A 21,685-nucleotide genomic window follows, 5' to 3' on the forward strand; every position below is an offset into this window, starting at 1 on the left:
TCTCCCTCACGTGTCGGTCGCGGCGTCGGCGACGCCTCCATCCGGCGCGGCGGCAGGAGGAGGAGCCGCGGGCTGGGCCGCGGCGGCAGCCGCGCTGAGCTCCCCTTCCTTGAGCTTGGCGCGGTTCAGGAGTTCCTCCGAGTCGTCGCGCTGGCCCTTGTTGCGCAGCTCCTGGAACCTCGTCAGCGATTTGATCGCCTCCGCCACCTGCTGCTTGGGCGTCATGCCAGGGACGGCGGGGGCGAACAGGTAGAGCAGGCCGAGGTCGTAGTGGACCTGAGCCAGGTTCGGGTCGCGGGCGAGCACCCAGTCGAACTCGCGCTTCGCGTCGGCGTAGCGCTCGAGAAGGCGGTAAGCGTCCCCGAGGTTGAGGTGCGCGGCGACGTGCTCGGAATCGAAGCGGACGGCGCCCTCGAGGAGCGGCAGCGCCTCCTGGGCGTTGCCCGCCTCGAGCAGGTAGGTCGCGAGCTGCACCCGCGCCTCGACGAGATCGGGGCGGCGCGTCACCGCCTTGCGGAACTCCTCCAGCGCCGCGGCGCGCTGCCCCTGCTCCCGGTAAATCAGGCCGCGGAGCAGCAGCGCCTCGGCGTTGTCCCTGTCGCGCGGCGGGTTCTCGCTGACCGGCTCGAACCCGTCGAGGATCGCCTGGAGCGCGTACAGCGCGAGATCGAGGCGCCGGTTCCTGTAGTGATCGCGGGCGATGATCACCATCGCCGGCCGGTAGTCGGGGTTGATCTTCAGCGCCTCCTGCGCGATCCGCTGGGCAGAGCCAGTGTCCCGCTGGAGCGACTTGACCTCCGCGAGCGTCGCCGCGACGGCCGCCGACTTCGGCATCTGGCCGCGCTTCTCGGTCAAGAGCCGCTCGGCCTCGCCGAGCTGGTTCTTCCTGGCGAGGAGCATCGCGTACGCGATGATGGCGGGCTCGTAGTCCGGCACGAGCGTGAAGGCCTGGCGATAGCTCGCGCCAGCGCCCGCGTCGCGGAGCCGCTCCTGCACCACGCCGAGCGAATAGAAGGCCTGGTGCGCGCGCGGATCGGCCTGCGTCGCCTGCCCGAACTGGGCCCTCGCGTTGACGAGGTCACCGGTCGCGAACGCCTGCAGGCCGCTTTGATAGAACGCCGCCGCCCGGGCGTTCATGGCCGGCGCAGCCGTCTGGGCGGGCAGATCGTAGGGGCGCGCCGAGCTCGGCGTGTCGTTCATGCCGTACGGCGCCTGGACGGGCGCGGTCGCGGCAGGCCCCGCTGGAACCGTGGGCGCCTTGGGCGGCGGCGTCGCCTCCTCGCCGCAGGACGCGAGGGCGAACGGCGACGTGACCGCGAGCAGGCTGGCGAAGAGGGTGACAGGGAGGCGGCGCATCATGGGACGACCGGCAGGGGCAGGGGGAGGCCGTCGGGCGCGAGCGGCGGAGTCATGCCGGGCCGCGTCCGGAGGAAGAGGCCATCCTTGTACTCGAACGGGCGCTTCGTCTCGGGATCGATGACCCCCTGGCTCCACTCGCGGAGCTTGGCGTCGCCGAGGATGTCCGTGAAGAACGCGAGCCGCTGGATCGCGAGGTCAACCGCAGGATTCCGGACCTTCCACGCCTTCGCCCAGACGACGGACTCGACGTAGAACTTGACCATCGCCTTGTCGGCGTCGGCGAGGAGCCGCTCGCGCGCCGAGCGCCATTGCTCGCGCCGGTTCTGCCGGAGCGCGTCGGCCGTCTCCTGGAGATCCTCGCGATCGCTCGTCTCGGCGAGCTTGAGCAGCTTCTCTTCCTTGTCCGTGTAGAGCCTCAGCCCCGGCGGACGGGCGTTGTAGAGGCCGGTGCGGCAGGAGTCGTAGAGCGAGCCCTGACGCGCGCGCGCGGCCACCGACCACGGCCGCGACTCGTAGGCGGTGATGACCTCCTGGAGCTCCTTCCAGTACCTGTCGTTGGCCTTCGCAAGGTCCGCCTCGAAGGCCCGCTTCACCTGGTCGATGACCCCCTCGTAGCGGTGGTGGCCGGTGTCGTAATCGAACTCGGCCTTGATGCGATCGTCGATGGCCTTGTAGGCGCACTCCGCCGCCATGTCGGCCTGCACCGAGCCGAGGGCCTTCACCTTGTCGCCGGTCGCCGAGCTCCGGAAGGACGTGAACGCCGTCATGGTGTTCTTGCACCAATCCCGGGCCTTCGGATCGCCGCCGGCGGCGCGCATCTTGGACGCGTGGTACGCGGCCTGGACGACATACCCGCTCGCGGCCGGGTTGTTCTTGTTGGCCGCGTAATAGGCCTCCATCGACTGCGTGGCCTTGGTCCGAGCGGCGCGGTTCGGGCCCTCGTCGGCCCCCCGCTCGTCCCAGGCCTTCAGGTCCGCCGAGGCGACGAGGAAATCGATGTCGGCCTTCTGCTCGGGGGGCGGGTTCAGGCTCATGAAGGTGGCGCGCGAGGCGGTCATCTTGTCGCGCTCCCCGATGTTCGCGTAGAGCAGCACCGAGTTCCTGGCGGCGTCGCGGCGCGCCGCCTGCTCGAACCGACCGTTGCGCGCGATGGTGTCGTAGGTCTCGGCCGCGCTGCGGTAGTTGAAGAAGAGGACGTACGCGGCGGAGAGCGCGTCGTAAGCCTGCTTCAGGTACTTCACGCGCTCGGCGTAGCGCTTCGGATCGGGGTTCTTCGGAGGGTTCGCGCCCGGATCGCCCTTCTCGAGCTTCGACAGGTTCTCCTCGCTGCCGTACTCCTTGATGAACAGGGAGTACATCGCGATGGCCTGGTCGTAGTCGCCCACCTGCTTGTAGCAGTAAGCGCCGTTCATGGCGGCCTCAGGCGCCTCGTCGCGGGCCGGCGCCTTCTCGAGCGCGACCTTGTAGAGCGCCGCGGCCTCGCGCCAGGCGGCGACGCGCGCCGGGCCGTCCGGCATCTTCTCGGCCTTCTCGAAGGCCCGGGCGGCGTCGATGTAGTAGCCGCGAGAGATCGTCGGCCGGGCGATGTCGCCCTCCTTCAGCTTCTGCTCCTCGCTGACGGCGCAGCTCCGCGTGAGCGCCGCCTCGGCGAGCTTGCGGCTCTGCTCGACGTTGTTCTCGAGGTTCGACATCGTCGTGAGCCGCTCCCACGCCTTGTAGCCGAACTCCGTCTTGCCGCACTGCGCTTCGTAGATGGGCTCCATCCGCTTGCGCGCCTCGGCGAACTGGCCATAGAGGAAGTAGTAGTCCGCCGCCTGGAACGCGTAGAGGTCGATGTTCTTCGGGGCGTCGAGCGCGGGAGGGACCCGCTGGATGTACTCGTCCCGCGCGGTGACGGCCGCCTGGACCTGGGGGGGCAGCGGCTCGGCGACGACGCGCTGCTGGTCGCCCTCGCCGACGATCTTGACCTTCTCGCGCGGCTCGATGCCCTCGGCGCCGCTCGTGCGCTGGAAGAGCTTGTGTCGATCCAGGAGCGCCTGGTGGGCGGTGTCGACGACCATGTACGCCGCGGGCTGGAGGTACTTGTCGTCCTCGTTGGAGTCGCGCACGCTGACCGCCGAGCTCCTCGCCTGCTCGATCTCGTGCGTCGCGGGCGAGCGATCCATCGCCACCGTGATGACCACGACCATGTGGTACGCGTCGGCGAGCCAGTACCGGCTCTCGTACGCGTCCGGGGCGTTCTCATCCTGGGCCAGGTAGCCGGCCCAGCCCTGCGCGGCGAGGCGGTACTCGCCGAGCGCCCGCTCGAAGATCGGGTCGCGCGTCTCCTTGTCGCCGACCGTCAGCGCCTGCTGCACGAGCGCGCTGCCGGCGTTGGTGTGATCGGCGGCAGCCCGGCGCAGCCCGCCGCGCACGAGCCGCTCGGCGGTCTGGATCGCCTCGGGATCGTCCTTGTTCGCCTCGACCCAGGGGGTCGTCCCGACGTACTGGGCGAGCTTCGTGCGCGCCTCGAGCGCCTTCGCCGAGTTCATCGCCCGCTCGGCCGTCCCCTCGCGCGACTGCGAGGTGAGCGTGTCGTAGATGTCCGCGATCTGGTTCTGGACCACGGGCGCGTCGCGGTGCATCGGCCACTTCTTGAGGAGGATCTCGCTCACCTCGATCGTGTTCCGATACTGATTGAGCTCCTTGAACTCCAGCGCGAGCGCCTTGTAGATCTCGACCGTCCACTTCTGATCCTGCGGGATCAGCTTGGGATCCTGGACGCGCTCGATGGCGATCCGCATCTTCTGCTCGGCCATGCGCGGATCGGTCTCGACGTCGAGGACGTCGTTCCGCGGGATGTAGGGCTCGTCCGGCGCGGGGCCGACGAAGTCGAGGTACGTGAGCGAGCCGGCGATGTAGGTGTACGCCTCCGCGCGGAAATCCGCGCCAGGATCGCCCGTCAGCTTCTCCTGCTCGTCGGTGTAGCGGAGCAGCTCGATGAACTGGCGTACCGAGGTCTCGTAACGCTGCTGCTTGAAGTACGTCCAGGCGAGCTTGTACATCGCGACGCCGTGGACAGGGGGCTTCTTGTACTTGATGGACTGCCGGTACGCCGATTCCGCCCTGTTGTAGTTGAATGGGCCGCCGGCGCGGTCGATCTCGTTGAAATGGTAGTCGCCGATCTGCCACCAGACCTCGGCGATGTAGCGGGGCTCCGCGCCGAGCGCCGTCTTCTGCGGGATCGGCTGGCAATCGTCCGTATAGGGATCGACGTACGCCGTCTCGTCCTCGGTGACGGGCGCCCGCCCCCGCGCGCCCTTGCGCGTGGCCTGGGACGCTCGGCCGCCCGGCGTGGACCCGATGGGCGTCGGGTGGCGCGCCTCCCAGCCGGTCCAGTAATCGTTGTCGTGGTCCTGCGGGAGCTTGCCGACGGTGTCGCGCGTCGGATCCTTCGGGTCGAGCGCGACCGGATAGGGATACTTGTTGTGGCACACGAGCGAGCGCCACACCTGCTGCGCCTCGGGGAACCGGACCGAATCGTTCAGCGCATGCCCGAGGTAGTAATAGATCCCGGCGAGCTCACGGTACTGGGGGAACTCGCGGATGACGCGCTTGTAGAGCGCGATGGCCGGGAGCAGCGCGACGCTGAGATCCTCGCTCGCGTCGTTGTCGGTGCGCGCGCGCTCCTCGTACAGCGCGGCCAGGCGGAACATCGCGTCGGGCGTGTTCTCGGGGTGGGCGTTGGGGCCGCTGTAGCGCTCGACGAACACCTCGAGCCGGCGGATCGCCTCTTCCCGGGCGTCGCGGAGCCCCTTCCTCTCGATCTCGATCTCGCGGTCGAGCGACGAGAGGATGCGGCGGCGCCTGTCCTCGTAGTGGTGCTGCACGATGCGGGTGATGGCGCTCCGGTAGTCGCGCGCCGCCTTCTCGTAGGCGGCCGCCTCCTTCTCGAGCGCGGCGAGCGCTTCCAGCTGGGCCGGCGTCGGAGGAGGAGGCGGCGGCGCCTGCTTGCGCCCGACCGACATCGGCGGCGCGAAGGGTTGCACCGCTGGCGCAGCCGGCGCCGTGGCGCCAGGCGCAGGCGTGGTCGGCGCAGCCGTGGCGCCGGGTGTAGCCGTGGTCGGCGCAGCCGTGGCGCCAGGCGCAGACGCGGTCGGCACAGCCGCGGGGACGGCAGACGCCGCCGGCGCTGGCTGGCCACCCGGCTGGGAGAGCGCGAGCGGCGCGACCGCCAGCACCAGGGCAAGGCTGGCCAACCCGAGCGCGCCGCGCGGGCGACGGCGCCCCGTTCGCACGACGCCGAGCGGCGCGCGCGCGCCCGCCGGTTCGACGATCTGCGCCCCTGCCCCTCTTCGCGGCGCGTCAGAGATCTGCGGCGCGCTCGCGCCGCCACGCTCCTTGCTCACTTCTCGTCCTCCGGATCGCCGCTGTCGTCGAGGACCTCGTTGAGCTCCTCCTTGAGCACCCGATCCTCACGGGCGCGCTCGACCTGCAGGCTGCGAACGCGCGTCATCTGCTCCTCGCGGACCTCCCACGCCTCCTCGGTGATGCCGACGTCGGCGCGCAGGATGATGTTCTTCAGCCGGTCGCGGACGAGGCCGAAGTTTCGCATCGCGACCTCGCCGACGACGAGGCGCGCCTCCCTGTCGAGCCCATCGAGCTGCACCGAGTAGTGGACGACGTTCGCCGTCTCCCGGCCGACGATCTGCCGGAGCCCGGAGGACTTCTGGGCGACCTCACCCTCGATGTCGCGGAGCGCCGCCTCGACCCTCGCGTCCGCCGCGTCGCCTGCGCGGAGCACCGGCGTGATCCGCTGCGCGTACGCCGCGAGATCCGGACCGCCGGCGCCCGCCGCGGCCAGCTCCACCTCGCGCGTCAAGGCGTCGCGGTGGGCCTTGCGCGTCTGCGCGTCCTCGATGAAGCGCTGATCGCCGAAGCCGACCTGGACCCGGCCCGCGCTGACCTGCTTGCGGAGCACGTCGGCCTGCTGGCGGTAGAGCGCGAGATCGCGCTCGTTCTGAGCGAGCTCGATCTCGAACCGGGCGATGCTCGCGGGATCCCGGACGACCCCGGCGTGCGGGCCATCGCGGAGCAGCCGCCTGAGGCCGTTGACCGTCGCCTGCAGCGAGTCCATCTGCAGCGTGAGCTGCTGCAGGCGCTGCGACTGGGTGTTCCACTGCTTGAGCGCCTGCGCCTCGCGATCCTGGAAGTCGGCGTCCGTGACGGGCACCCGCGCGAGGCGCTTCTCCAGCGCCCTACGCCTCGCGCGCGCGCTGCCGATCTCGCCCGAGAGCGAGTCGTCCTCCACGTCGTCCATGCCCTGGCCGAGCGCGAGGCGCGCCAGCGCGACCCGGTTGAGCAGCGCGAGCGCCTTCTCCTCGCCGGCCTTGAGCTCCGGGAACGCGCGCACCCGGTTGGGCGAGCTGAGCACGGCGTTCAGCTTCTCGATGAGCTCATTCGACTGCTTGATCAGCTCGCGGCAGTGGTTGATGTCGTCGATCACCGCGAACGCGGCCGGGCCGTCCTCGGCCTCGCGCGCCCACTGCACCGCCAGCGGCGGGAGCGAGGTGGTCGTGTCGAGCGCCTCGAGCTGCTCCTGGCTCAGCTTGTCGTAGTAGACCGCGGGATCGCTCGTCGAGCCGAGGAAGGCGTCCACGCGCGCGCGCATCGGGTCGTAGGTGGCGCGGACCCCTTCGTACACCTTCAGCGCCTTCTCGAAGCGGCCCGCGCGCAGCATCAGATCGCCGCGGAGCAGCGAGCCGTCCGCGATGTTCTGGCTGTCCGGCTCGGCGATCGCGAGGATCTCGAGCGATCGCTGGGCGCGATCCACGTCGCCCAGGCGGACATACACCCACGCGAGCTCGTAGAGCATCGTCCCGAACTCGGGCGAGATGCGGTCGATGTGGCCGTAGGCCTGCACCGCCTGGGACCACTGGTCGGCCTCGTAGAAGAGCCGCCCGATCGCGAGCCACGCGAGGTCGATGACGCGCTGGTGCTCCGGGGTGTCGGCCGGCAGCTGCGTCACCTTCTGGAACAGATCGATCGCGGCGACGTAACGGGTCTTGGGCACCGCCGGGGGCGCCTCGCCCTCCTTGAGCGGCTCGGGCGGGGGCGTCGCCTCCTTCACCGCGATCAGGCCGAGCAGGTACCTCGCCTGGTGGAAGTACTCGCTCTGCGGGTCGACCGCGCCGAGCGAGGCCTTCGCGCCGCCGAAGTCCTTCTTCACGTAGAGGCCCTTGCCGCGCGCGTACGCGAGGGCGCTCCCCGCCGTGGAGGCCGGGACGCTGTTCATCGACGCGAAGATGGCGTCGAGCGCGTCGTAGTCCTTGATCCGGAGGCAGATGTCCACGAGCCGGCCGAGCGCCTTCGCCTGGTAGGCGGCGAAGCGCGGCTCGGCGCTGCTCGCGACGATCCGCTGGAAGACCCGGCGGGCCGAGAGGTACTGCTTCGAGCGGAAGTACGTCTCCCCGAGCAGCGTGAGCGCGTCCGGGAACGCCGTCGGATGGTCGGGGTACTTCTCGACCACCTGGTTCAGCACGTTCGCCGCCCGCTCGTAATCCCTGGAGTTCATCAGGATCTGGGCATCCGCGATGCGCTGGGCCGGCGTGCGCTGCTCGCCGCGGGACTTGTGGATCGCCGCCTGGATGGCGCCCAGCCCGGAGGTGACGCTGCCGATCTGCTGAGAGGCGCTCGTGTAGGCGCGCTCTGCGTCCAGGGCCCACGCTTCGGCGGGGGCCGCGGTCGTGGCCGCGCCGAGCGCGAGCACGCCAAGCAAGGCAGGGAGTACCCGCGATCCGGTGTCCCAGGTCATGGTGGCTTGTCCTAACGAGCTCGAACCTACTTCCCACCCGCGGCGGCGGACGGCTGCCCGGGAGCATCCGAGAGGCCGCTCACAATCTTCTCAACGAAGCGGACGGCTGGCCGCTCTTCGAGCGGGGTCGTGACGCCGCCCTTCTCGAACGCGACCGCCTGAAGGTTGATGGTCTTGCCCTCGACCGCCGTGAAGGAATGGCTGGAGCGCACCTCGAAGCGGTAGCCCCGGAGGTAGGAGAACACCCCGTAGCCGTTGCCCTGCAGGTTCACGAGCACCTGGAGCGTGTGATCCCCCGGCGGAACGGAGCCGTTGAAGATCGGGATCTCGCTCTGCTCGGCGAGGGCGCCCGACTGATCGGTCTTGTTGTACTGGACGGCGCCATCCAGGACGATCAGCACGCGGGTGACGCGGAACGCGGACGACAGCTCGTTATTGAATCGGATCGCGGCGCGCGAGCCGGCGCCGCCGCCGGAGAGGATCGTGTCGCTGAGGAGCGACAGCCGCGTGTGGCTGCGGCGGATCTGCTCCTTGAGCTCGTCGATGCGTTGCTCCAGATCGCGCAGCCGCACCGCATAGGTCGGACCATCCATCGCCGGAGCGGCGGCCGCGCCCGCAGCCGGAGCGCTCGTCGGAGCAGCAGGCGCCGCCGGGGCGGGCGCAGCCGCCGCGCCCGCAGCGGGGGCGACCGTCGCGGAAGGCGCCGCCGCGCCCGCAGCCGGCGCGACCGTCGCGGAAGCTGGCGCAGGGGCCGCTTGCGCTCCGTTGACGGGTGCAGGCGCTGCGGGGACAGCCGGTGCTGTGGAGGCCGCCGGCGCCACAGAGGCGGCGGGAGAAGCGGCCTTGCCCGTCGCGCCGCCCGGGGCCTGCGCGAAGGCGGGCATCGACATCAAGAACGAGGCTCCCACCCCCACAGCCAGCATCCTGATAAGTCGCATCGAAAGGTAACCTCGTGGTTGAACCCTCGTCAGCAGAGGGGGGGCGACCTCTCGCCCGGTGCCGGGGAGTCTAGTGGCGGCGGGCTTCCGAGCGCAACGACCTGGACACCTGCCTCCTCCCCCGGCGCAGGCTCCCGTCGCTCACGACGCAATGACAGCACAGCACGGCGCAGCCGAAATCGTGTGGGGGCCCTCCCGCACCGGACGCGGACCGCGCCCTCAGCCGGTCCCCAGGGCGCTGCCCCGAGAACGTCACGCGACCGCGACCGGCTCCCCCCCACCGGCGGCGCGCGGCGCGCGGCGCGCGTAGAGGTCCGCGCACGCCCGTCCCCCTGCCCTCCCCTGGCTGCGCGCGCTGCGGGCGAAGGGGGCTCGCTCGCTCGGGGGCGGATCCGCTAAGGTGCGCTTGTGTCAGGGGAAGGAGTGCTCCTCAGATCTTCGAGCCGCGCTGCGCGTCCGATCCGACGCCGCGGTCGCCGCCGCGAACACCCCGCCGCCCGGGCCCCCGAAGGAGCGCCGCAGAGGCTCGGCCGCTCCGGGAGCTAGGATGGTCCCGATTTCTCGAGAGGAGGTCACGGACGAAGCCCTGATGATGCGCTTTCAGGGCGGCGACCGCGCGGCGTTCGCCGGGCTCGTCCGGCGGCACAAGACGTCCATCTACAACTTCATCCTGCGACAGGTCCGCGGGCCTGCGATCGCCGAGGATCTGGTGCAGGATGTGTTCGTGAAGATCGTGCAGAGCGCCTCCGACTTCAAGCACGAGGCCAGGTTCACCACCTGGGCGTTCACCATCGCGCGCAACGTCTGCATCGATCACCTGCGCAAGATGTCGCTCCGGCGCCACCCGTCGCTCGACCAGGGCTCCGGGGAGGGCGGCGACGGCCCGACGCTCGGCGAACGGACCGCGGACCCGGCGCCCCAGGCCGCGGTGGACCGGGTCGCGATCGGGGCCGAGATGGGGCAGCGCATCGTCCGCGCGGTCGAGGGTCTCCCGCACGAGCAGCGGGAGGTCTTCCTGCTCCGGGAGATCGGGCACGTGCCCTTCAAGGACATCGCCCACATCGTGGGGGTGCCCGAGAACACGGTGAAGAGCCGGATGCGCTACGCCCTGGAGCGGCTTCAGGAGGCCCTCTCGGAGTACGAGGATTACGCGAGGGCGCTGCGCTAGCGCTCCGGAAGAGCTGTCTATGGACTGCGAGAAGTTCGACCAGCACGTGATGGACGCGCTCTACGACGAGCTCGACGAGCTGACCTACGCGGCCATGAAACGGCACATGGACGGCTGCGCCCGGTGCGCGTCGGCGTTCGCGGGGCTGCGCGCGGCACGCGACGTCGGCGCCTTGCCGTTCGAGGAGCCGAGCGAGGAGCTCGAGGCGCGGATCCTCGACGCCGTCGAGGTCGCGCAGAAGAAGACGCCGTTCCGGCGCAAGGCGCTCCGCGCGCTGGCCTGGGCCGGCAGCCACGCGATGCGGCCGCAGCTGGCGATGGCGGCGCTGTTCGTGCTCGTCATCGGATCGAGCCTGCTGCTGCTGCGGCCGAAGACGGGCGTGGCGCCGGTGCGGGTCACCGAGTGGGGCCAGCCCGCGTCGGATCAGCACGAGGCGCCCCGCAGCGCCACGCCTGCCCCCGCGGCCGTCGCGATGGAGGAAGGCGACGGCCGGCGCTCGGCCGATGCCAAGGCGAACGAGGCGCCCAGGGCGGAGGCGGCGAAGGAGAAGAGCGCGCGCGCGGCCGCGTCCGCGCCCCCGGAAGATGGCGCGAGCGCCGCGTTGCATGAGGCGCAAGCGCTGCAACGCAAGTCGGGCTGCGCGGCCGCCGTCGGAAAGCTCGACGAGGTCGGCGCGCAGTACCCGGGCACGCCGTCCGCGCACGCCGCGATGTGGGAGGCGGCCCGGTGCTACCAGGCCTCCGGGGACACAGAGAAAGCGCGCGAGCTGCTGCTCGCGCTGCGCTCCGCGAAGGGCTACGGCGATCGCGCCGAGCAGCAGCTCGCGGGCCTCGAGGCGAACGCCGCCGGCGCGCAGGCGCAGAACTCGGCGCCGGCGGCCGCCGCCCCCGCTGCGGCGGCGCGGCGCGCTGCGCCCAAGGCGGCGATGCCCGCGGCGCCACCACGCAACGCCGAGGAGCAAGGTGCCGCGGGCCCCTCGCAGGCGGCGCCCGCCGACACCGCGATGTCCCGCTGACGGATTGCGGGCGCCGGCGCGGCTCGCCCCGGCGCCACGCCTTGGCTCACCGCGCGCGCCGCGCCGCGGTGGCGCCAGCGTCAGTTCGATCTCACCGGCGCGTCACGGATGTAGGCGATCGTCCTGATCGTGCCGACGATGCGCTCGCGATCGTCCGGCGTGAGATCGACGAAGCGGATCCCCATGCCCGGGTTCGGGTTGTCGTGGAGGGGGCGCACCTCGTTGATCCACTGCACCGTCCCCTCGAGCACGTACGAGCCGTCGGCCCCGGGCGGCGAGAAGCGGAGCGTGAGCCGCGTGCCGATCGAGAGAGGCTGCGTCGTGCGGACGAAGATGCCCATCTCCGAGATGTTCGTGATGGACGCGTAGAGGAACGTGTCATCGGTCTCGCAGTCCACGAGCCAGGTGACGTCGAGGCGCTCGGACGAGCGCCGGTCGAGCGAATCCGGGGCGGGGATCTCGTGCTCGGCGTCCTCGCCGTAGGCGCCGGCCTGCGCGCACGACGGCGACGTACCGCCAGGCGTGTCGGGCGGATGGTTCGAGTCCCCACGGCCCCCGGTCATGAGTCTGCGACTAGCCGCTTTCCGCACGCGCGTCGAGGGCGCTCGACGAGGAGAAGCACGCGTGCGTCGCCGGCCCGCGCCAGACGAGCCGCGCAGCGCGGCATGCGTCGGGAACCCCACGAGGGCAGCTCACCGCACGCGGATGACGCCGCCGCGGACGCGGTCCTCGTGCTCGGGCCCGCGCGTCACCTGAAAGCGCGTCTCACCGGCGAAGAGGCCAAAGTAGAGCGTGTAGTCGCCCGGGGTGAAGTTGGGCTCGAGCTGGAGTTCGTGGTCGTCCACGATGACGTCGCCCGGCTGCCACAGGCTCAGCGGGTAGCGCCCCTCGAGCACGGGATGGTCGCCGTTGTACCGGCGCTGGAACCCGTCGATGTGAACGAACATCTTCCAGTTGCCGGTGATCGGCCGGTGGACCCGAAGGTATGTCCGCAGGTGGTAGCCCTTCTGAGGGACGACGCTCGAGACCTTCTGGCCGTCGTCGTCGGTCAGCTCCCAGCCGAGCACCTCCAGCTGATCCTCGAACATCGCATCGAGCGGGTTCTCCGGAGCGGCGGGCTCGTCGAGGACGATACGTCCGAGCCAGCTCTCGTTCGGCCTGCCTCCGAGCTCGTTCGACGCAAGCAGGATCTGGCTGGAGCGGCCGTCGAGGACGGGCAGGTTGCGCCGGTAGCGCTTGCGAAAGAGGCTGTTCAACCGGGGCAGATCGTCGGACTTCACGACGAGCCAGCGGCGAGCGGCGGGCGCGGCCGGAGCGGCGGCGCCGTCCACCGAGCTCCCCGCGGCGGTGAGCCAGTCGAACGCCTGCAGGGCATCGGTGAACGAGGTGACCTCGCCGCCCTGGTAATAGGCCGCCGTGCGGCTCCGGACGCCGAGCGTCGCGAGCGGCTCGCCGGGCTGGCGCAGGGACTCGTAGGACGCGAAGACCTCCTTCGGGGAGAGCTGGGCCGCGAGCGCCGGATAGTACCAGAAGCTCAGCGCGAAGCCGGCGACGAGACCGGCGAGCGGCGTGCCGACGGCGCGTGGAATGGAGGCGCGCGCGACGGCGTGGCGGAACGCGTCGCGCGCCACGAGGAGCAGCACGGGGCTCGCCGCGAGCAGCATGGGCAGCGCCCACCAGGCGTTCATCCCGTACGCGGCGAGGTGGTTCGGCATCGTCGCCACGGTGCCCCACCCGATGCGCTTGCCGACGAAGAGCATCGCGCCGACGCCGACGAGCGCCGCCTCGATGACGATGAGCAGGAAGAGCAGGTTGCCGTTCCAGATGCGAGCGAGCTCCGAGGCGCCGGCGTGCACCTCATCGAGGAGGCGCCGCGCCCACGCGCTGAAGCTGCGATCGAGCTCGCGGGGCTGCTCTTCGAACCAGGTGAGCGCGACGAGGCCGGCGAACGCGAGCAGGACGAAGCGCATCGCCGAGGCCGCTTCGCCCTCGAAGCTCTTCGGGAAGACGGGCTTGTCCACCGAGAAGACGCTGAGCGCCCTGTCCGGTGAGGTGACGAGATCGCGGTAGAGGACGAAGGCGAGCACGGCGCAGCCGACGGCGAGCGCTCGCGAGGAGGGGGCGCCGCGCTCGAGATCGCGGATGGCGAGCGCGGCGATGGCGGCGAGGAGCGCGGGGCCGCTGAACGGGAGCGCCCCGGCGTGCGGCGCGAGGAGGGCGAAGGCGCCGTAGGCGAGCGCAGACGTGACGATCAGGGCGATGCGGACGCCGGCCTCGCGATCGAGGCCGGGGGCGACGACCTCGCCCGCTCGGTCCGCGGCGGGCGCTCGGAAGAGCCGGCCGACGGCGAACGGCAGGAAGGCGCTCCACGGGAAGAGGGCATGGCCGAGCTGGCGCAGCGTGAGATCGAACGTGGACTCGACCGGCGGCTTCTTGAGGAGCGCCACGCCGAGGGCGCGGGGGAGCGGCTCGCCGGCGCTCGAGCTCGCGAGCACGAGGGCGCCCTGCGCCGCCGCCGCGACGCCGAGCACCAGCGCGGCGGCGCCGACGAGGTCGCCCAGCGTGGGCCCCTGGCCTTCTGGCGCGGGCCAGGCGCCGGACGTCCGGAGCAGGAACCAGGTCAGGCCGGCGCCGAGCGCGGGGACGGCGACCCCGATCAGCAGGCCGCGGCTGAGGTATCCGGCGACGACGCCGAGGATCCCCACGGCGAGCCACGCGGCCGACGCGAGCAGGGCGCCGCGCTGCGCCCCTCGCCCGCCCTCTAGCAGCGCGCCGGTCAGCCCGCAGAACGCCATCGTGAGCGCGGCCATCGTGACGATGTCGCCGAGCAGGGTGCGCGCCTGCATCACGTAGAGCGGCATCGTCACGAGCACCGCGACGCCGTACAGGCCGGCCCTTCGATCGACGAGGCGGGCGAGGAACTCGTAGAGCACGAGCGCGCCGGCGAGCCCCCACAGCGCGAGCGGGAGGCGCCCGGCCCAGTCGTGCAGACCGAACACGCGGAAGCCGAGCGCCATCGAGGTGAACCCGAGCTCGCCCATGCCGAGATCGGTCAGGGTCGGCAGCTGCCCGGGAGCGTCCGCGAGATCCACGCCGCGCGCGCCGAAGACGTGGATGGCGATGCGGCGGGCCAGGTCGGCACGGTCGAGCTCGTAAGGGTCCCAGATGCCGCTCTTGCCGACGAGGGGCAGCAGCGCGAGGGCCGCGAGCGCGAGGGCCGCGAGCCTCGCGAGGCCGGCGCGCCCGCTCCCGGCGGCCGCGCGGCCGCGGTCCATGGCCGGCGCGTCACCGATCTCAGCCGAGCGCGCCTCGAGGGGGGGCACCTCGGCGCGGGGCGGGGCTCCGCTGGCGTGCGGGTCGGGGGCGGCGGGCGGGGCTCCGCGCTGTGGGTCCCCTCGGTGGACGCTCGACATGCAGGGCATCCCCTTACCGCCTTCGCGCGCGCGTGACCACGGATCGTGGGGAAGCGTTTGTAGCCCCCCTGGGCGTCTGCTATCGCGCGCGGCGTGGTGAAAGCCCGTCCCCAGAGCGCGCCCCAGGGCGCGAAAGCGCGCCCGCAGGCGCCGAAGCCCGCATCGGCTCCCCGCGGCCCCCGTCCTGCCAAGAAAGACAGCCGAGGCAGCCGCCGGGGAGCGCAATCCAGCGAAGCCCCCCAGGCGAGCGACGCGGCGATCCCGCGAGGCCGCCCTCCCCGGCGCGAAAATCAGGCGCACGCCGACGACAGGTCGCGACGCGCGAGCGAGCAGGGCAGCGCGACGCGCGCTGCAGAGCCGGGCAAGGAGCGGCGGGCCGGCGCAACGCGCGCTCCGGAGCCGGGCAAGGAGCGGCGGGCCGGCGCAACGCGCGCTGCAGAGCCGGGCAAGGAGCGGCGGGCTGGCGCGGCGCGCGCTGCAGAGCGGGGCGAGGGGGAGAAGACGGCCAAGCAGAGGGGCTCCACGGCGCGCTCCTCCGGCGCGGCCCGCGGCCGGGCAGGGCGTGGGCCCCGCGCGGGAGGCGGCGCGGAGGGTCGGCCGCTCCCGGGCGGGAGGCCCGCCAGCCGAGGCGCCGCGCAGCAACAGCGCAGGAAGGCCGCCGAGCCGAGGCAGACGGATGAGGCCGACGCCGCGCTGCCGAGGCGATCCGGGCGCGTGGCCTTGGTCGGGCGCCCCAACGTGGGCAAATCGACGCTGCTGAACGCGGCGCTCGGCCATCCACTCGCGATCGTCTCGCCGACGCCTCAGACGACGCGCGACGCGATCCTCGGGGTCGTGCACCACGGCCCAGCGGAGATCGCGCTGCTCGACACGCCCGGCCTGCACCGGCCGCGCACGGAGCTCGGGCGCGTGATGAATCAGGCGGCGCGCGAGGCGGCGCGGGGCGCCGACGTGATCGTGTTCGTGGCCGAAGCGCCCGATCCCGCCCGCCTGCCGCGGCGTGTGAAGGAGGGCGAGGACGGCCCGCCGCTCGCGCCGCACCCGGGCGATCTGACGTTGCTCGCGGACCTGGGGAGCGAGGCGCCGGTGGTGTTCGTGCTCAACAAGGTCGACCGGATGCGGGACAAGGCGCTGATCTTGCCGCTCCTCGACGCGTTCGCCAAGCTCCGGGATTTCGCGGCGATCGTCCCCATCTCGGCGCTGCGCGAGGACGGCGTCCAGCGCGTGCTCGACGAGGTGGCGAAGCTCTGCCCCGAGCGGGACTGGGGCTTCGCGCCCGATGAGCTCACCGACAGGCCGACGCGCTTCTTCGCCGCCGAGTACGTGCGCGAGCAGATCCTGCGTGCGACCAAGGCCGAGGTGCCCCACGCGAGCGCCGTGCAGATCGAGCGCTACGTCGAGCCGACAGGCGAGGGCGCGCTGCACATCGACGCGACCATCCACGTGGAGCGGCCCGGGCAGAAGAAGATCCTGATCGGCGCCGGCGCGGAGCAGCTGAAGCGCATCGGCACGGAGGCTCGGCTCCGGATAGAGGAGCTCGTCGGCCGGCAGGTGAACCTCAAGCTCTGGGTCCGGGTGACGCCGGAGTGGCGTGAGTCGCGGGAGCGACTGGACGAGCTCGGTTACAACAAGGGAGAGACCTCGTGAGCGCGGCAAAGCCAGCCGTTTCCAGATCGAACAAGCGCAGCCAGAGCGCTGCCGGAGGCGGGCGGACGGCGAAGAAGGGCGACGCCCCCGAGAAGAAGAAGGGCGGCGTCGCTCCCAGGAAGGGCGCTGCCGCCTCCGGCAAGGGCGCTGCCGCTCCCGGAAAGCGCGCGGCGGCGCCCGGCAAGGGCGCTGTCGCTTCCAGAAAGGGAGCAGCGGCGCCCGGCAAGGGCGCTGCCGCTCCCGGAAAGAGCGCGGCGGCGCCCGGCAAGAGCGCCGCCGGATCGAAGAAGGGCAGCAGATCAGGCTCGAGCAAGGGCCGTGCTCTCGCCGAGCCGATCGATCACGAGGCGGCGCACGACAGGGAGGAGCTCGAGGCGGAGCTCGCCGAGGAGGTCATCGCGGCCGCCGAGGACGCCGCGGCCGATGCGCCTGCGCTGCCCCCGTCAGCCGGGATCGTGGCGCTGGTCGGGCGGCCCAACACCGGCAAGAGCACGCTGTTCAACCGGCTGATCGGCAAGCGCGTCGCGATCGTGCACGACGAGCCCGGGGTGACCCGCGATCGCCACTACGGCGACGTCACCTCGCGGGGACGGCGCTTCACGCTCGTCGACACGGGCGGGTTCGACCCCGAGAGCGATGATCCCATGCGGCAGGGGATCAAGCGGCAGATCGACCTCGCCATCGCCGAGGCCGACGTCATCGTGTGCGTGCTCGACGCCGTGACGCCGGTCACGCCGTCCGAGCACGCCGAGCTCGGCCTGCTGCGCCGCGCGGGCAAGCCCGTGATCTACGTCGCCAACAAGGCGGACTCGCCAAAGGCCGAGGTGGAGGCGGCGGAGCTGTACCGCCTCGGGATGGAGCGGCTCATCCCGATCAGCGCCCTCCATGGCCGCGGGATCTCGGATCTGGAGATGGCCATCGAGGCGGCGCTCCCCGAGAAGCCCGCGGCGCCCGAGGAGTCGGCCGACGGGGCGCTCCGCATCGCGATCATCGGGCGGCCCAACGCGGGGAAGTCGTCGCTCGTCAACCGCATCGCGGGCGAGGAGCGCATGCTGGTCGACGCGACGCCCGGCACGACGCGCGATCCGATCGACACGCTGGCCGAGCGCGACGGGAAGCGGTTCTTGCTCATCGACACGGCCGGCATCCGGCGCAAGTCGAAGGTGGCGAAGGAGGACAGCGCCGTCGAGGCGGTCAGCGTGATCCACGCGATCCGCGCCATGGAGCGGGCGGATGTCGTGCTCCTGCTCTGCGACGCGGCCGAGGGTGTTGCCGAGCAGGACGCGAAGATCCTCGGCCTCGCGGTCGATCGCGGGTGCGGCGTCGTGATCGGCCTCAACAAGATCGATCTCCTCGATCGCAAGACGCTCACCAAGGCGGAGCAGGACGCCCGCGACAAGCTCTCGTTCGTGCCGTGGGCGCCGATCGCGCACGTGAGCGCGCGCAGCGGGCGCGGCGTGGCGAAGCTCATCGAGACCGTGGCCCAGGTGGCCGACGCCTACCGGAAGCGCGTGCCCACCGGGGAGCTCAACCGCTTCTTCGAGCAGATCCTGCTCACGCACCCGCCGCCCACGCACGGCGGGCGCGCGCCCCGCCTGTTCTTCGTCACGCAAGCCGAGACGTCGCCGCCGCTGTTCGTCGTCGTCGCGAGCGATCCCGACAAACTCCACTTCAGCTACCGGCGCTACGTGGCGAACCAGCTCCGGCAGGCGTTCGGGCTGGAGGGCGTGCCGGTCCGTGTGAAGTACAAGGAGCGCAGGCGGCGGGGGTAGGCCGGGGGCAGCCCAGCTGCCTCCTCCAGACCGTTCCGAGTTACCCCGGGGCAGCCAGAAGAACGGACGAGCTGCCCTTGGCTACCCCGCCGCCCCGGGCAGCGGCGCCAGCACGTCGGCGATCCTCGCGAGGCCGGCCACGTCGTGGATGTCGTACGGGAACGCCGGGACGTCGACGCGGACGCTGCCGCCGCTCTGCTCGTCTTCGAGCGCCGCCTCGAGGGCGATCAGGTTCAGCTGGTCGAGCTTGCCCATGCGGCTCTCGTCCTTGGCGGCCTGAAGCAGGCGCGCCGCGGCGCCGGAGGCGAGCGCAAGGCTGCTCCCTTCGAGCGCGTCGGCGATCTCGCCGACGCCGGGGAGCGCGCCGTACACCGGGTGGACGCGGTTCACGACGAACGCGTCGCGACGCATCTGCTGCTCGCGCAGGCGATCGGCGAAGTACAGCACCTCGCGCACGCAGAGCGGATCGGGCGTCGTGACGAGCACGTACGCCACGTCCGGGCCGCGGAGCGCCGACGCCACCGCGTCCGCCCGCTGCTTCCAGCCGCCGAAGACCGCGTTCATCTCGCTGATGAACGCCGCGATCTGCTCGAGGAAGCCGCTGCCGGTCAGCTTGCCGATGCCCCGCAGCACCGCTGCGGTCGAGCGCGCCAGCAGGTTGAGCGAGAGCTTGCCGGAGCTCTGGAACGCCTGCACGAACCACCGCGTCGCCGCGCCGTCGATGGCGCCGACGAGGCGCTCCGGCGCGTCGAGGAAATCCAGCGCGTTCGCCGTGGGCGGCGTGTCGAGCAGGACGAGGTCGTAGCTCGGGTCGCTCCGAACGGCGTAGAGCTTCTCCATCGCCATGTACTCCTGCGTGCCCGCGAGCGACGTGGAGATGTACTTGTAGAGGACGTTGTCGAGGATCCGGTCGCGCTGCTCAGGCGTCGGGGCGAGCGACGCGACGAGGCCGTCGAAGGTCGACTTCGTGTCGAGCATCATGACCGTCATCGAGCCCGGCACGTCGACCCCCGCCCTGGCGAAGCGGGCGGGCTCGATCTTCTGCGCCTCGGTCGTCATCTCCTCGAGCCCGAGGCTCTGGGACAGCCGGCGCGCCGGATCGATCGTCAGGCAAAGGACGCGCTTGCCGCGGCGGGCAGCGGCCAGACCGAGCGCTGCAGTCGTGGTCGTCTTGCCGACGCCGCCGCAGCCGACGCAGAGGATCACCCTGCGGGAGGCGAGCAGCGGGGCCAGACCGGCGTGGTCTGCCTGAAGGGACGCGTCGGCGGCGGGCGGGCTGTTCCGAGGGGGTGCGAGCGGGCCGGGCATTGCGCGCGACCTGAGGCCGCGGCCCCTTGTAGCACGAACCGAGGGGGTGCGAGCGCCCAGCCTGCGGCGTCGCGAGCGCCCAGCTGCGGTGTCACGACCGTCCAGCCTGCGGCGCAGCGACCGCTCAGCCTGCGGCGTCGCGACCGCTCAGGCGGCGGCGCGGAGGATGCGCAAACACCCCGCAGCGGCCCGAGCAATGGAGGCGCCACGCTCTGCCGTGCCACCACGGCCGCAGAGCAGCACCTCGCCGCCTTCCACCGAGAGGCTCTGGACCTCGACCTCGGTGGTGAGCGTGGCGATGCGCGAGCCGACCGCCGCGCTCTGCACGGCGTCCGGGTTGGCGAGGAGCGGGGCGTAGGCGGCGAGCTCCTCGCACGCCGGCCACGCGCCCGCCCCGGCGACGAGGCAGCCGCTGTCGTCCACAAGGACCACGACGTCCAGGTTCGCCTCGGCGCGGGTCGTCGAGAGCTGGTAGTGCAGCGCGGTCACCGGATCGTCGCTGCGGCGGCGCCGCCGCTCGGAGGTGGGGATCCCCTCATCCAGGGCCGATGTGCCCTGCTCGATCGAGATCGCGCCGGGATCGACCGGGCGCTCTGCGCGGCCTCCCGGCCTGCCGCCGCGCTGGGCGCCAGCGCAGCCGTCCGACGCGAGCTGAGGCACAAGCTGCTGGTTCGATAACGAGAGCGACACGAACACCTCCTCGACGCGAAGGATGGTCGCAGCGCACGAGGGCGGCCAACTTTGCTAAGTTCGGATCGACGATGCGCGGCTTCATCGATCTGCACTCCCACTGGGTCGCGGGCGTCGACGACGGCGCCCGCACCGTCGAGGAGAGCCTCGCCCTCCTCACCGCGCTCCGCGGCGCCGGGTTCGACACCGTCGTGGCGACGCCGCACATGCGCCCCGGGATGTTCGACAACACCCGGCAGGGCCTCCAGGCCGCCTACGACGCGACCTGCGCCGCGCTCCGGGCCGCGAGCGGCGCGCGCGACCTGCCCGCGCTCGATCTCTCGTCGGAGCACTTCTTCGACGACATCGTCTTCCAGCGTCTCCTCGACGGCAGCGCCCTGCCCTTTCCGGGCGGCCGCGCCGCGCTCGTCGAGTTCCCGACCCGGAGCTTCCCCGCCCGGGCCGCGGAGCGGATCTTCGACCTCAGCCGCCGCAAGCTCCGCCCCGTCATCGCCCACCCGGAGCGCTACGAGCCCGTCTTCGACGACATCTCCTCGCTCGATCCGCTGCTCGACGCGGGCGCGGTGCTCCTCCTCGACGTCGCGGCGCTCACCGGCAAGTACGGGCGCACCCCCCGCCGGGCCGCCGAGCAGCTGATCGAGGCCGGCTACTATTACGCCGCGTGCAGCGACGCCCACACCGCAAAGGACGTCCCCGACGTGCGCGACGGCATCAAGGCCCTCTTCGCCAGGGTCGGCGAGGAGGAGGCGAGCTTCATGCTCATCGACGGCCCGCGCGCGATCCTCGAAGGCACCGTCGACCCCTGAGGCCGTGATCCGCCCGCTCGCTTGACGGGCCGGCGCCCATCGCTATAAGTGAACGAAACGTTCATTATTCGCCATGGCGCAGTACCTCAAAGACGACGTCCAGGAGAGCATCACCTCCGCCGCGCTGACGATCTTCGCGCGGAAGGGGTACGAGAGCGCGACCATGGCCGAGATCGCCCGGGCGGCCGGCGTCTCGACGGGCAACATCTACCGGTACTTCGCGAACAAGGACGCGCTCTTCTATGGGATCGTCGACGACGGCTTCGCCCGCGCCTTCACGATCCTACTGCGCCGCCGCGTGAAGGCGCTCGACGGCGTGGAGGACGTCCGGGCGCTCCCGCCGACGGCCGCCTACCACCTGATCTCCGAGGAGCTCCTCCGCTTCTGCGTCGAGAACAGGCTGCGCGTCGTGATCCTCCTGGGGCGGGCCGGCGGCTCCAGGTACGAGCGGTTCTCCGAGGAGACGGTCGAACGCCTCATCGCGCTGGCCACCGAGCACTTCCGCGCCCTCGACCCCTGCCTCTCGGTGACGGAGGCGATGCGGTTCAACCTGGACCAGATTTACCAGGGCTTCGTCAGGACGATGGTGAACGCCCTCGCCCGCTTCGAGGACGAGGCCGCCATCCGAGAAGCGGTCCACGGTTACTCGAAATACCACCTTGCCGGACTCAGGAGCTTCTTCGCGTAACCTTCTCTTCGCCTCGCCTCAAAAGTGAACGAACCATTCACCCATCGAGCTCGACCCCTCGCGGAGGCGAGGGGCGCAAGGAGGCCCA

General features: G+C 71.7%; 14 protein-coding genes. 6 read left to right on the forward strand and 8 right to left on the reverse strand.

The window, feature by feature from the left end:
* Positions 1-6 precede the first annotated feature (6 nt).
* The 4 genes from WME79_RS33200 to WME79_RS33215 are packed head-to-tail and all read right to left on the reverse strand — an operon-like array spanning position 7 to position 9,042.
* A complete protein-coding gene (locus WME79_RS33200; RefSeq protein ID WP_437522997.1) occupies positions 7-1,359 on the reverse strand; it encodes a tetratricopeptide repeat protein in 1,353 nt (450 codons plus the stop codon).
* The gene (locus WME79_RS33205; protein WP_437522999.1) at positions 1,356-5,747 is read right to left on the reverse strand and encodes a tetratricopeptide repeat protein; all 4,392 of its coding nucleotides are present in this window, start codon (positions 5,745-5,747) and stop codon (positions 1,356-1,358) included. Before WME79_RS33205 ends, WME79_RS33200 begins: the two co-directional genes overlap by 4 nt.
* Positions 5,744-8,152, reverse strand: coding sequence for a tetratricopeptide repeat protein (locus WME79_RS33210; protein ID WP_437523001.1), 2,409 nt, complete (start codon positions 8,150-8,152; stop codon positions 5,744-5,746). Before WME79_RS33210 ends, WME79_RS33205 begins: the two co-directional genes overlap by 4 nt.
* Positions 8,153-8,178: 26 nt before the next feature.
* Entirely contained in the window at positions 8,179-9,042 is an 864-nt protein-coding gene (locus WME79_RS33215) for a hypothetical protein (RefSeq protein WP_437523003.1), read from the reverse strand.
* Positions 9,043-9,637: 595 nt separating this feature from the next.
* Between WME79_RS33215 and WME79_RS33220 the strand changes: the two genes are divergently transcribed.
* On the forward strand, positions 9,638-10,258 hold the full coding sequence (locus WME79_RS33220; RefSeq protein WP_437523005.1) for an RNA polymerase sigma factor: 621 nt from the start codon (positions 9,638-9,640) through the stop codon (positions 10,256-10,258).
* A 19-nt stretch (positions 10,259-10,277) separates the two neighbouring features.
* Positions 10,278-11,273, forward strand: coding sequence for a zf-HC2 domain-containing protein (locus WME79_RS33225; RefSeq protein ID WP_437523007.1), 996 nt, complete (start codon positions 10,278-10,280; stop codon positions 11,271-11,273).
* Positions 11,274-11,353: 80 nt separating this feature from the next.
* On the opposite strand, the gene WME79_RS33230 is transcribed toward WME79_RS33225, so the two are convergent.
* Both WME79_RS33230 and WME79_RS33235 read right to left on the reverse strand, forming a co-directional pair.
* Complete coding sequence (locus tag WME79_RS33230; RefSeq protein WP_437523008.1) at positions 11,354-11,836, reverse strand: TIGR02266 family protein; 483 nt, start codon at positions 11,834-11,836, stop codon at positions 11,354-11,356.
* 129 nt (positions 11,837-11,965) lie between these two features.
* A complete protein-coding gene (locus WME79_RS33235) occupies positions 11,966-14,548 on the reverse strand; it encodes a glycosyltransferase family 39 protein (protein WP_437523010.1) in 2,583 nt (860 codons plus the stop codon).
* Positions 14,549-15,400: 852 nt separating this feature from the next.
* Between WME79_RS33235 and era the strand changes: the two genes are divergently transcribed.
* Positions 15,401-16,333, forward strand: coding sequence for a GTPase Era (era, locus tag WME79_RS33240; protein WP_437523012.1), 933 nt, complete (start codon positions 15,401-15,403; stop codon positions 16,331-16,333).
* Positions 16,330-18,105, forward strand: coding sequence for a ribosome biogenesis GTPase Der (der, locus tag WME79_RS33245; RefSeq protein ID WP_437523014.1), 1,776 nt, complete (start codon positions 16,330-16,332; stop codon positions 18,103-18,105). The genes era and der overlap by 4 nt, the downstream gene beginning before the upstream one ends.
* An 81-nt stretch (positions 18,106-18,186) precedes the next feature.
* On the opposite strand, the gene WME79_RS33250 is transcribed toward der, so the two are convergent.
* The gene (locus WME79_RS33250) at positions 18,187-19,413 is read right to left on the reverse strand and encodes an ArsA family ATPase (RefSeq protein ID WP_437523015.1); all 1,227 of its coding nucleotides are present in this window, start codon (positions 19,411-19,413) and stop codon (positions 18,187-18,189) included.
* Between the two features lie 147 nt (positions 19,414-19,560).
* Positions 19,561-20,103 carry a hypothetical protein gene (locus WME79_RS33255; protein WP_437523016.1) on the reverse strand — a complete coding sequence of 181 codons (543 nt, stop codon included), beginning with the start codon at positions 20,101-20,103 and terminating at the stop codon, positions 19,561-19,563.
* 71 nt (positions 20,104-20,174) lie between these two features.
* Between WME79_RS33255 and WME79_RS33260 the strand changes: the two genes are divergently transcribed.
* Complete coding sequence (locus WME79_RS33260) at positions 20,175-20,909, forward strand: tyrosine-protein phosphatase (protein ID WP_437523018.1); 735 nt, start codon at positions 20,175-20,177, stop codon at positions 20,907-20,909.
* A 73-nt stretch (positions 20,910-20,982) separates the two neighbouring features.
* The gene (locus WME79_RS33265) at positions 20,983-21,597 is read left to right on the forward strand and encodes a TetR/AcrR family transcriptional regulator (protein ID WP_437523020.1); all 615 of its coding nucleotides are present in this window, start codon (positions 20,983-20,985) and stop codon (positions 21,595-21,597) included.
* Positions 21,598-21,685 lie beyond the last annotated feature (88 nt).

Origin of the sequence: Sorangium sp. So ce726, from assembly GCF_051521405.1 — a bacterium.
GTDB lineage: Bacteria > Myxococcota_A > Polyangia > Polyangiales > Polyangiaceae > Sorangium.

Excerpts from the sequence above, each read along its gene's own strand:
- WME79_RS33265 (WP_437523020.1), top strand. The coding sequence starts at position 20,983 with ATGGCGCAGTACCTCAAAGACGACGTCCAGGAGAGCATCACCTCCGCC.
- WME79_RS33200 (WP_437522997.1), bottom strand. The coding sequence starts at position 1,359 with ATGATGCGCCGCCTCCCTGTCACCCTCTTCGCCAGCCTGCTCGCGGTC.
- WME79_RS33225 (WP_437523007.1), top strand. The coding sequence starts at position 10,278 with ATGGACTGCGAGAAGTTCGACCAGCACGTGATGGACGCGCTCTACGAC.
- WME79_RS33210 (WP_437523001.1), bottom strand. The coding sequence starts at position 8,152 with ATGACCTGGGACACCGGATCGCGGGTACTCCCTGCCTTGCTTGGCGTG.
- WME79_RS33215 (WP_437523003.1), bottom strand. The coding sequence starts at position 9,042 with ATGTCGATGCCCGCCTTCGCGCAGGCCCCGGGCGGCGCGACGGGCAAG.
- WME79_RS33230 (WP_437523008.1), bottom strand. The coding sequence starts at position 11,836 with ATGACCGGGGGCCGTGGGGACTCGAACCATCCGCCCGACACGCCTGGC.
- WME79_RS33250 (WP_437523015.1), bottom strand. The coding sequence starts at position 19,413 with ATGCCCGGCCCGCTCGCACCCCCTCGGAACAGCCCGCCCGCCGCCGAC.
- WME79_RS33260 (WP_437523018.1), top strand. The coding sequence starts at position 20,175 with ATGCGCGGCTTCATCGATCTGCACTCCCACTGGGTCGCGGGCGTCGAC.
- WME79_RS33220 (WP_437523005.1), top strand. The coding sequence starts at position 9,638 with ATGGTCCCGATTTCTCGAGAGGAGGTCACGGACGAAGCCCTGATGATG.
- WME79_RS33235 (WP_437523010.1), bottom strand. The coding sequence starts at position 14,548 with ATGGACCGCGGCCGCGCGGCCGCCGGGAGCGGGCGCGCCGGCCTCGCG.